The following is a 10,515-nucleotide window of genomic DNA, read 5'->3' as shown; positions in this document are numbered from 1 at the left end:
GCCATGGGGCAGGCGGCCGGTGCGTGCCGATGCTGGATGGGCACCGGCATCGGGGCGTCGGTAGAAACGACTGCGGGCGCGCCGTGGTGGGAATGGGCGGAGGCCACTTCAGCAGCCAATGCGGCAACTGGCGCCGCGACCACGACCGTGTGGCGTTCACAATCCACACCGGCGGCTGGAAAAACTCCCTGCAGCAGCTGCACTCCGAAGAGCGCGATGGCGGCGATGCGTCGGCCGACGTCCATCGCCGTGAATGTAGCGATGGATGCCCCTGCGCGGTATGTCCGCATGTGCTGGTCTACGTACTCTCGCGCATGGAGGGCCGCCGGCGCACCGTGCTCAGCCAGCGACCGATCGGGATACTTACGTGTTCTCGAGCGTGACCGGCTCCATACGCGGAGCGAGCAGATGGATAATCAGCAGCGCGGTGATGTACGCCGATCCGCAAATCATGAACACCGGCAGGTAGTTGCTGCCGCTCGACTCGAGAATCTTGCCGGTGAGCCGCTGAAAGAGCACGCCGCCTAAGGCCCCCGCAAAGCCACCGAGTCCGACCACCGACCCGATGGCCTGACGCGGAAACATGTCACTGGTGAGTGTAAAGAGGTTGGCCGACCACCACTGGTGCGCCGCCGCGGCCACGCTCACGAGCGCGACCGCAACCCATAGCGAGTTGGCGAGCGGCGCCATCGCCGTCGGCACGATGAGCAGAGCCGCAATCAGCAAAGCGGTTTTGCGAGCCTTGTGCACTTCCCAGCCTCGCTTGATCAGTGCGCCCGACAACCAGCCACCACCGACCGAGCCAATATCGGCGACGAGGTAGATGATGATGATGGGTAAGGCCAGCTTGCCGAGCTTGATGCCATAGCGCGCGTCGAGAAACTTGGGCAGCCAGAATAGGTAAAACCACCAGACGCCGTCGGTGAGGAACTTCCCCACGACAAAGGTCCACGTCTGACGGAAGCTCAGCAGGTGCAGCCAGCGCACGCGCAGTGGCGTTACGGGTTCGTGGTGCTCCGTCCCCCCTCGCGGATGTACGACAGCTCGGCGGCGGATAGCTTCTTGCTCTCTTCAGGGCGCGTGTATGTGGGCCACCAAAACAGCAGCCACACGAAACCGAACAGGCCAGTCACGACGAACGCCTCGCGCCAGCCCCACGTGAGCGTGATCCATGGCACGATGATCGCCGTGATCATGGCGCCCACATTCGAGCCGGCGTTGAAAATGCCGGTGGAGAACGCCCGCTCGTGCTTCGGAAACCACTCGGCCGTGGCTTTGATCGCTGCCGGAAAGTTGCCCGACTCGCCCAGTCCCAACACGAAGCGCGCGAGCGCGAAACCGAACATGCTGTGCACCAGTCCATGCGCTGCGGCCGCAATGCTCCATACGATCACGGCAACGGCGAAGCCCAAGCGCACGCCGACCTTATCGATGAACCGACCCACGAACAGAAAGCCGATCGCATAGGCCGCCGTCCAGTACGACGTAATGTCGGCGTACTGGACTTCTGACCAGCCGAACTCCGCCTGCAGCGTCGGGGCGAGGATGCCCGTGACCTGTCGATCGATGTAATTGATCGTCGTCGCGAAGAAGAGCAGCGCGCAGATCGTCCAGCGATATCCGCCGATCTTCGCCATCGCCGGTTTGTCGAGCGTGGTCATCGCATCACGTGGCGGGAGAGAGAAGCTGCTCGACGTCGGCCACGCGCACGCGGTTGATGTCGCCGGGGATGGTCAGTTTGAGCGCGCTGGCCGCGGTGGCGAATCGCACGGCGTAGTCCAATGGGGCATCCGCGAGCAACTGATGCAGCAGTCCGGCCACGAAGGCATCGCCGCCGCCCACACGATCGACCAGTTGCACCTCGTAGCGGCCGCCGTAATGCATCGCGTTCGTGGCGGCATCCCAGAGATGCGCCTGCCATCCGTGCACGCTGGCCGAGAGGATTTCACGCTGCGTGGTCGCCACTCGCGCACAGCCGTACTCACGGTGTAACGCTTCAGCGGTGGCGCGAATCGCCTCAGGTGCCTCCGGTGCGTTGCCTGCGGTCGTGTGGCCAAGCATCACCTCGATGGCGCCCGGATTCGCGATCAGGCACGTCGCGCGCGCGGCGAGCGGCTGCATGATCGCGCGCGGGTCGCGACCGGCCCACAGCGCGGGGCGATAATTGAGGTCGAGACTCACGGGTACGCGATGTGCTTCCGCAGCATCGAGCGCATCGTGCACGCACCGCAACGGCGCATCACCCAGCGCCGGTGATATCCCGGTCAGATGCAGCCAGCGCGCCCCGCTCAGGATCGACGCCCAGTCGAAGTCCGTCGGTGCGAGTTGCGAGAACGCGGAATGGGCGCGGTCGTAGACCACGCGCAGTGGACGGAGGTCGGCGCCGCCCTCCAGGAAGTACAGACCCATGCGAGCGCCACGACGCCGCACGTGTCGGGTATCCACGCCTTCCGCGCCGAGCGCGCGTACGGCGGCGTCGCCGATGGGTCCTTCTGGTAAAATCGTGATGTGCTGTGAGGCCGTACCCAAGTTGGCCAGCCCCGCTGCGACGTTGGCTTCAGCGCCTCCCCACCACGTCCGAAGTGATGGCGATTGAAACAGGCGTTCTCTCTCTGGCGGCGACAGCCGCAGTAGTACCTCGCCGAAGGTGACGACGGGTGCCGTGGCGGCGCTCATACGGTGACCCGCGCAGCACGCGCCGCGGCAATTCCGTCGGTCACTTTCCGCGCGCGCGCTGTGATGGTCGCGAAGTCGCGGGCCTGCACGAGCTTCGGATCCACCAGCGCCGAACCGAGTCCTACCGCCACCGCGCCGGCGGCGAGCCAGGCGCCCACGTTGTCCGGCGTCACGCCGCCCGTCGGCATGAGTTCCAGAAACGGCATCGGCGCCATGACGCCCTTGATGTACGCCGGGCCCAGTGTGTCTGCGGGGAACACCTTCACGAGATCCGCCCCCGCGGTGTACGCGCGGAAGATCTCGGTCGGGGTGTAGGCGCCCGGAAACGCGGGAACGTCGTAGGTATGCGCGGTGGCCAGCATGTCGGCGTCGAACACCGGACTGACGAGATACTGCGCGCCAGCCTCGATGGCCGCGCGTGCTGGTTGGGCGCCAAGTACCGAACCGGCGCCCACCAGTAGCGAGCGGTCGCTGTTCCGCAGCGTCTCGATGAGAGACAGCGCCCCCGGTGTGGTGAGTGTGACTTCAATGGCGTGCACTCCGCCCGCCATGAGTGCGGCCGCCACGTCGCGTCCGCGACTGGCATCACTCAAACGAACGACCGCGACCGCCCCGTGCGCGAGCAGCGCATCGACCACAGCGCGCCGCGCGGCCGAACGGGCGGGAGTCACACCGCGCATGATGTCGAGGGCGTCGATCATGATGCTCCGTCGGGCATGGATTCGAGCATCGAGGCGAGTGCTGCGTCGATGCCGTTTGTCAGGATGTGGGACAGTTGCTTGGTGACCGCCTCGGCGAACGTCGGAAGTGCGCTCAGGTCCACTCCCCAGAGCTCCTCGTCGGCGGTGATACAATCGACCATCGCGCGCAGTATTTTGAAGTCAGGCGTGGTCCGAGTCGAGTGGTCGCTCGTTGCCGGAATTCCGCTGGCGTGCCATTGCGCCGTGATCCGCTCGCCACCGGGATCGGCAGGAACGGATTGACCGGCGCGCGCACGCTGCGCTTGCAGATCGCCGCGCAGAAACAGCAGGTGGGCCGCAAAACCGAACACCAGCGTGGCTGGAACCGCGCCTGCGACCTGAGCGCTGCGCAGGATCGTCTGCTGGGTGTGTTCGGGACAGCACTCTTGTACGGTGACGGAATCATCACCCCGGCCATCTCGGTGCTGGGCGCGGTTGAAGGCCTCGACATCGTAACGCCGACGCTGTCACCGTACGTCGTGGAGATCACGTTAGTGATTCTGGTGACCCTCTTCGCCGCGCAGCGATTCGGTACGGCCAAAGTCGGCCGCGCTTTCGGCCCGCTCACGTTGCTGTGGTTCTTCGTGATCGGTTCACTCGGACTGGCGTCGATCATCGACACGCCGCAGGTGCTGAATGCGCTGAACCCGCTGCATGGCTTTCGCTTCCTGCTGCATCACGGCGCGGGTGGATTCGTGGCGCTCGGTGCGGTGTTCCTTTCCGTCACCGGTGCGGAGGCGCTGTACGCGGACATGGGACACTTCGGCAAAGTACCGATCCGTCGCGCCTTCTTCGCGGTCGTGCTGCCCGCGCTGCTGCTGAACTATTTCGGTCAGGGGGCCCTGCTGTTGCGCGACCCAGCGGCGGTGAGCAATCCATTTTATTTGCTGGCGCCATCGTGGTTTCTCGTGCCGCTGCTCATCATCGCGACCATGGCCGCGATCGTCGCGTCGCAAGCGCTCATCTCCGGCGCGTTTTCACTCGCGCGGCAGTCCATTCAACTCGGCTCCTTGCCGCGCATGACGATCGTGCAGACGTCACAGGAGGAGTACGGGCAGATCTACATCCCGCAGATCAATGGCACGATGGCGATTACCACGCTGCTGTTTGCCGCGGTGGCGCGGACCCGATGGAACTGGCCGCTTTGGCAGGTGCTCGGGCTGGCTGCGTTCTTCTTCGTCGTGGACTTCACCTTTCTGGGTGCGAACGTGATCAAGATCGCCGACGGCGGTTGGGTGCCGCTGGCGCTCGCGGCCGCCCTGCTTCTGTTGATGACTACGTGGAAACGCGGACGCCACGCGTTGCAGCAGTTGATGCAGCAGGCTGGCTTGCCGCTCGAGCTGATGCTCGATGAGCTGGGCCGCCGGCCGGCTCACCGCGTGCCCGGCACGGCCGTGTTTCTCACCAGCGACAGCAAGGGCGCGCCGGTGGTGCTGTTGCATCATCTGAAACACAACAAGGCGCTGCACCAGCAGGTGGTCCTGCTCTCGATCACCTCGAGCAATGTGCCTGCCGTGTTGCGCGAGGAGCGCGTGACGGTCCAGCCGCTCGAGCACGGTTTCTGGAGGGTGACGGCGCGCTATGGCTTTATGGAGAGCCCTGACGTCCCCGCACTACTCGCGCAGTGCGCAGAGCATGGCATCGTCGCTCGGCCCATGGAAACGAGCTATTACGTGGGACACGAACGCCTCCTCCCCACGGGATCGACCAAAATAGCGGGATGGCGGAAGCGTCTCTTCGTACTGATGGCGCGCAACGCGCAGTCGGCGGCACAGTTCTTCCAGCTGCCGTCGAATCGAGTCGTAGAGATGGGCGCGCAGATCGAATTCTGAGCGCGCGATGCGTGCGAATGGAGGATTATCCGATGGATGTCAGCAGTCAGGCGATGTCCGGCGGTTATGGCCGTCCACCGGCCAGCTACCGTTTGCCTCCGGCTACCTGTCTGGGCGCCGTGGAGCTGCAGGTCAGCCACCTCGCTCGTTCGCTCGAGTACTACCAGCAGTTGCTGGGGCTATCCGTGCTTGCACACGACGACCACACGGCGTCGCTGGCCGCGGTCGAGACGACGGAACCGGTGGTGGTGTTGCGTGAAGTCGCGGGTACGCGCCCGGTGACGCCCGGCTCACGCCTCGGGCTCTATCATTTCGCGATCCTGCTCCCCGACCGGTCCGCGATGGGCCGATTCATCACGCACCTCTCGAAGATCGGCACCCGCACGGGCTCCAGTGATCATCTGGTCAGCGAAGCGCTGTATCTGCAGGACCCCGACGGTCTCGGTATCGAGGTGTACGTGGACCGCCCACGAGACGCGTGGCGTCGCGATAATCAGGAACTTCTGATGGCGAGCAATCCACTTGATCTCGACGATCTCGTGCGTGTCGCGCAGGGAGCGCCCTGGACCGGCATGCCGAGCGACCCCGTGATAGGACATGTGCATCTGCACGTCGGCGACCTGGCCGCGGCCGATGCGTTCTACGCGGAGGGGCTGGGCTTCGATCGCATGGTGTGGCGCTATCCCGGCGCGCTGTTTCTTGGCGCCGGCGGGTACCACCATCATCTCGGCACCAACACCTGGGCCAGCGGGGCGGTTGCGCCGCGCGAACTCGACGCGAAGCTGATGGTGTGGACCCTCGTGTTGCCAACGGCCGTTGACGTGACGGAGTTGCGTGCACATCTGGCGTCGCGTGGTCTCTCGCTTACCGATGAACCGACCGGGATACTCGTTGCCGATCCATGGGGCACGCCGGTCCGGATGCGCGCTCGTGGGTAAGCCGCATCAGCGCGCAGCCGGACCCTTGATGCTCTGCATGACATCGGTGAGCCGCTTGCGTAGGCGCGTCGCAGTCGTCGATGCCCCGAGCGCGTCGTCGGCCCGCGCGCGGAGTGTGAGACTCGAGGCCTGAGACAGCGGGAAATACACGGGCATGGCCGAGTCGAGGACATCGAGGACGGCGATGGCGCGCGCCGGTTCGCCGCGCGCCAGCAGCACGGTGCCGAGTACGAGTCGATCGATACCCAACGCGGCAGCTTCCTCCCAGGGAAGCTTATTGGTCTTTACTAAATGGGTGCGGATCAGTTCCGTGAAGCGCTCGACGGCCAAGGACGTATCACCCGCGGCGAGCGCGGCGTGTGCACCCGCGGAAACGGCCACCAGTGTATCCAGGCGCGAGCCAGTCATGGCGCGAGTCCCGAGGCTCTTCGCGATGACTGACGACAGTCGGGCGTGTTTATCGAATGCCGCCCAGACGCCAAGCTCCCACAATCGCATGGGCGCTGGGCGCACGGCGAATGTTGGACCGTGGGCAATCGAGTCGGCGAGAGCCACCGCCCGCGCGCTGTCGGCGAGGGCAGGCAGGACTGGCGCCGCCAACAGGTAGAGTGACCGTCCGGAGCGCCAACGTGCATAAAACTGCTCGATGGTGCGTACCACGTCCGCGCCATGGCCGCGGGCAGCGTCGAGCGCGACGAGGCCGGCCAGCGCGGCGAATCGGCGACCATCCGCGTCGTCCGTGGTGGCGGTATCGACCTGCAACAAGATTGAATAGCCCTGATGCGCGCACGCCGCCGTCACCGGTGAAATCGCCAGCGTCTTGGCGGCGTTCACGAGGGCCAGTGGTGCGCTCAGGGCTGCGGCGCGCACTCCAGCAAACCCGCTCGCGTCGCACGAGGCCATCAGCGTGACTTCGTGCACGAGTTGCGTGTCGATCGTTGTGCGCGCAAACCGCGCCGCAAACGCGCGCGCGCGGCCGGTATCACCACGACGGGCGGCAATATCAACCAGATGAAAGGACGCGGCCTCGTACGTCGAGTCGAGCCGTTGGGCGGCTCCGAACGCCAGGGCGGCAAGGGAGTCCGCGGGCCCTTCGCTGGGCAGGAGGTGAATGAAGACTTCGCCGAGTTGTGCCCAGGCGACCACCATCGATGAATCGAGCGTGGTGGCACGCCGCAACTCTTTCACGGCAGAATCCGCTCGTCTATCGAGATACGCCGAAAGGCCGCGCGCAAAGTGCGCGTCGCGTGGTGAGAGTGGATGCGCCAAAGCGATAGCAACGAGCTGCGAGGCCTCATCGGTGCGATGACTCCAGGATGCGGCTTGCGCGCCGCGCACCGCCGCCAGCGCAAAGCTCGAATCGGCCTGGACGGCGCGCCGAAACGCGGCCAGCGCCTCGGTCATGCGCACGCGACGGAACGCCGACTCGCCAAGCAGATAATCGGCGACCGCTTGCGGCGGGCGCGATGTCCACGACGCCTCGACGTCGGGAACTGCGGTCGGTATCAGTCGTGGGAGAAGCGCCGAGACGGCGGCGAGTCCGCCGCGCCAGGTTTCGCCGAGCGCCGCGCTGCGCGCCGGGGCGCGCGCGAGGATCGAGTCGCCGGCTACGTCGAACAGCTCGAGCAGGACGTCGGCCGAGTCGCCGCGCGCAATCACGCGCCCCGTGATTACGAAGCCGCACCGTTGGGCGCGGGCAAGCGCGAGGCCGTCGGAGGCCGAGAAGAGGCGAACATCCTCCCGCTGCGCTGGGGCAAGGTGAGCCCAACCATCGACCCAGCGCAGTGCACCGGCGCCATCCATCGCGCTGCCGATCATCGTGGCCACGTCTTCGCCGGCGCTGCGGGAGCCGCGCCAGTCTACGGGTAGCACGAGCGGAAACACCATCACCCGTTGCGCGTCGAGCGCGGCTACTGATGGGGCTCGACGCGTAACCGCCAAGGCGCCCAACCCGGCAATCGCCGCCAGTGCCGCGACGGCGACCCAAGAGGTCGAACGAGTTCGCGCGCGCGTGATCGGCGCCTGCACGGAGGGTGAAGTGACGGGCATCGTTGCCGACCGCACCAACGCGTCGCGAAAGGCGACCATCGTGGGGTAGCGGTCCTGCGGCACTTTGGCGAGCGCCTTCTCCAGCACGGCGGCGAGGGCTTGCGGCACACTGCCACGCACTGTGCGGATGTTCGGGACGGGGTCGATGGCATGGCGGGCCATGACGGTCTGCACGCTCGAACCGGTGAACGGCGGGGATCCCGCGAGCACCTCATATAGCACGCAGCCCAGCGCGTACTGGTCGCTGCGCCCGTCGATCTTGCCTCCAGTCGCCTGCTCCGGACTCATGTACCACACGGTGCCAACGGCGACACCCGACGCCGTGAGCCGGTCAGCGCTACTGTCGTCAAGCGCCTTCGCCACACCGAAGTCCGCAATCACGGCACGACCGTACGAGAGGAGAATGTTGGCTGGCTTGACGTCACGATGGACGATGCCGATGTCATGCGCGTGCGCCAGACCGTCGGCGACCTCAGCGACGATTCGAACCGCTTCGTCGAGCGGCAATCGTTCCTCGCGAGTCAGTTGCTGCGCCAGCGACTCGCCGTCAACGAAGGGCATGACGTAATAGGGGAGTCCACCGGCGACGCCGGAATCCAGGACCGGCAGGATATGCGGATGCTGGAGGCTCGCGGTGAGCTGCACTTCGCGAACGAAGCGCGCGCTGCCGACGGCGCACGCGATCTCGGGGAGGAGCAGCTTGATGGCCACCCGGGAGTCGTGTCGACGATCGCGCGCCGAATACACCGCCGCCATGCCACCACGTCCGATCTCGCCCAGCACGTCGTACCGGTCGGCCAGGGCGGTACGGAGGAGTTCGGTAAAATCCGGTGGCTGGGAGAATGGCTCAGGTCGATCGGCGCGGTGGGCGCGGCAGCCGCGCGGTACACGAGGAGCATACCGAGAGGCGCCGTGTCGGCGCGTCACCCCGTACAAGGAAATGCGTCGTGCGCCCTGACGGTCCGACCGCGGAACGGTACGTTCTGAATGAGCCAAAATGCAGCTGGACGCCGCCTATTCCTTTGCGCGCGACCCATTCTCCGAATCATACCCTTCCCACCCTGCCCATGTTTTCGCCTCTTCCGCTTCGTCGCCGCGTTGGCCGGATCACGCTGACGACCCTTCTCGCGCTGGCGCGGCCTCGTTCATCGGCCTCGCCGTTGCGCATGACGACACGCCGCTGGCCGCTCAGGATACGGCGCCGGACTTCGCGAAGGATGTGGCGCCGGTGCTCTATCGCAACTGCGCCAGCTGTCATCGTGACGGTGGTCTCGGTCCGTTCTCCATGATGAACGTGGACTCCGTCAAAGCGTACTCCGACGACATCCGCGACGCCGTGCGCACCGGATACATGCCGCCCTGGCACGCGGAAGGAGTTCATGGTGTCTTCAGCAATGACCGTCGCCTGTCCGATCTCGACAAGCAGACCATCATGCGTTGGGTCGATCGCGGCGCCAAGATCGGCAACCCGAAGTCGTTGCCACCAGCACCCAGCTTCGCGTCGAGATGGGAGATCGGAACGCCCGATGTGGTGTTCACGATGGCCGAAGCGTTCACGGTGCCGGCATCGGGGACCATCGAGTATCAGTACTTCGAGGTGCCCACCAACTTTACCGAAGACAAGTGGGTGCAGGCGGTCGAGATCATGCCCGGTTCGCGCGAAGTCGTGCACCACGTGATTGTGACTGCTTTTCCCGCGAGAACGACAGCCGCTGCTCCGGCCGCGTCGGATCCATCCGCGCCGGCCGCACGCCCGGCTGGTCCGGCCCCGAAGCCACCGATTTCGGTGGACGAGAACAGCAAGATCCCCGATGATCCGCCCCGTGTGGATACCCGCTATGCCCCGCGGATGCGCAATGGGACGACGATGATCGGCACCACCGCTCCCGGTACGAACATGGTGCGCTTTCCTGAAGGCACGGCCCTGCGGATCCCGGCGGGGACCACGCTGGTCTTCCAGGTGCACTACACGGCGCACGGCCACGAAGTGCAGGATCGGTCGAGCGTGGGCTTCCAGTTTGCCAAGGCCGTGCCCGCCGAGCGGGTGTATGCGGGCGCCTTCTTGAATGCCAGATTCACCTTGCCGGCGGGCCAGAAGGATGTCATGGTGCCGAGCACCATCACGATCAACGAGCCCGTCAAGATCTACGGCCTATTCCCGCATACGCACGTGCGGGGGACGCGTTGGGAGTACACCCTGGAGAAGCCGGACGGTACCCGTGAAGTCATCCTCGACGTGCCGCGTTACGACTTCAATTGGCAGACGTACTACATGTTTGC

At 65.6% G+C, this 10,515-nt stretch carries 8 protein-coding genes and 1 pseudogene; 3 read left to right on the top strand and 6 right to left on the bottom strand.

All coding sequences use genetic code 11. The features are described 5' to 3' along the window. The 5 genes and pseudogenes from ACESNG_RS11960 to ACESNG_RS11940 form a co-directional block, all read right to left on the bottom strand. A partial coding sequence (locus ACESNG_RS11960) for a hypothetical protein (protein ID WP_373069131.1) occupies positions 1–290 on the bottom strand: 290 nt, incomplete at its 3' end. Between the two features lie 73 nt (positions 291–363). Beyond that, a pseudogene (locus ACESNG_RS11955) lies at positions 364–1,661 on the bottom strand (MFS transporter). 4 nt (positions 1,662–1,665) lie between these two features. Continuing rightward, positions 1,666–2,676 (bottom strand): PfkB family carbohydrate kinase, encoded by a 1,011-nt coding sequence (locus tag ACESNG_RS11950; RefSeq protein ID WP_373064204.1) that lies wholly within the window; start codon positions 2,674–2,676, stop codon positions 1,666–1,668. Then, positions 2,673–3,377 (bottom strand): bifunctional 4-hydroxy-2-oxoglutarate aldolase/2-dehydro-3-deoxy-phosphogluconate aldolase, encoded by a 705-nt coding sequence (locus ACESNG_RS11945; RefSeq protein WP_373064202.1) that lies wholly within the window; start codon positions 3,375–3,377, stop codon positions 2,673–2,675. The genes ACESNG_RS11950 and ACESNG_RS11945 overlap by 4 nt, the downstream gene beginning before the upstream one ends. After that, positions 3,374–3,538, bottom strand: coding sequence for a hypothetical protein (locus ACESNG_RS11940; protein ID WP_373069129.1), 165 nt, complete (start codon positions 3,536–3,538; stop codon positions 3,374–3,376). The genes ACESNG_RS11945 and ACESNG_RS11940 overlap by 4 nt, the downstream gene beginning before the upstream one ends. Positions 3,539–3,607: 69 nt before the next feature. Between ACESNG_RS11940 and ACESNG_RS11935 the strand changes: the two genes are divergently transcribed. Further along, positions 3,608–5,248, top strand: a complete 1,641-nt coding sequence (locus tag ACESNG_RS11935) for a potassium transporter Kup (RefSeq protein ID WP_373069127.1) — start codon at positions 3,608–3,610, stop codon at positions 5,246–5,248. A 32-nt stretch (positions 5,249–5,280) separates the two neighbouring features. After that, positions 5,281–6,186 (top strand): VOC family protein, encoded by a 906-nt coding sequence (locus tag ACESNG_RS11930; RefSeq protein ID WP_373069125.1) that lies wholly within the window; start codon positions 5,281–5,283, stop codon positions 6,184–6,186. Positions 6,187–6,192: 6 nt separating this feature from the next. Here ACESNG_RS11930 and ACESNG_RS11925 read toward each other — a convergent pair whose 3' ends face one another. Then, a complete protein-coding gene (locus ACESNG_RS11925) occupies positions 6,193–9,018 on the bottom strand; it encodes a protein kinase domain-containing protein (RefSeq protein ID WP_373069123.1) in 2,826 nt (941 codons plus the stop codon). 214 nt (positions 9,019–9,232) lie between these two features. Here ACESNG_RS11925 and ACESNG_RS11920 point away from each other — a divergent pair. Further along, positions 9,233–10,515, top strand: a 1,283-nt coding sequence (locus ACESNG_RS11920; RefSeq protein ID WP_373069121.1) for a cytochrome c, incomplete at its 3' end; no start/stop codon positions are given.

Source organism: Gemmatimonas sp. (genome assembly GCF_041689975.1).
Classification (GTDB): Bacteria; Gemmatimonadota; Gemmatimonadetes; order Gemmatimonadales; family Gemmatimonadaceae; genus Gemmatimonas.
The sequence above is the reverse complement of the archived record's forward strand: the minus strand, read 5'-3'. Positions and strand labels throughout refer to the sequence as shown.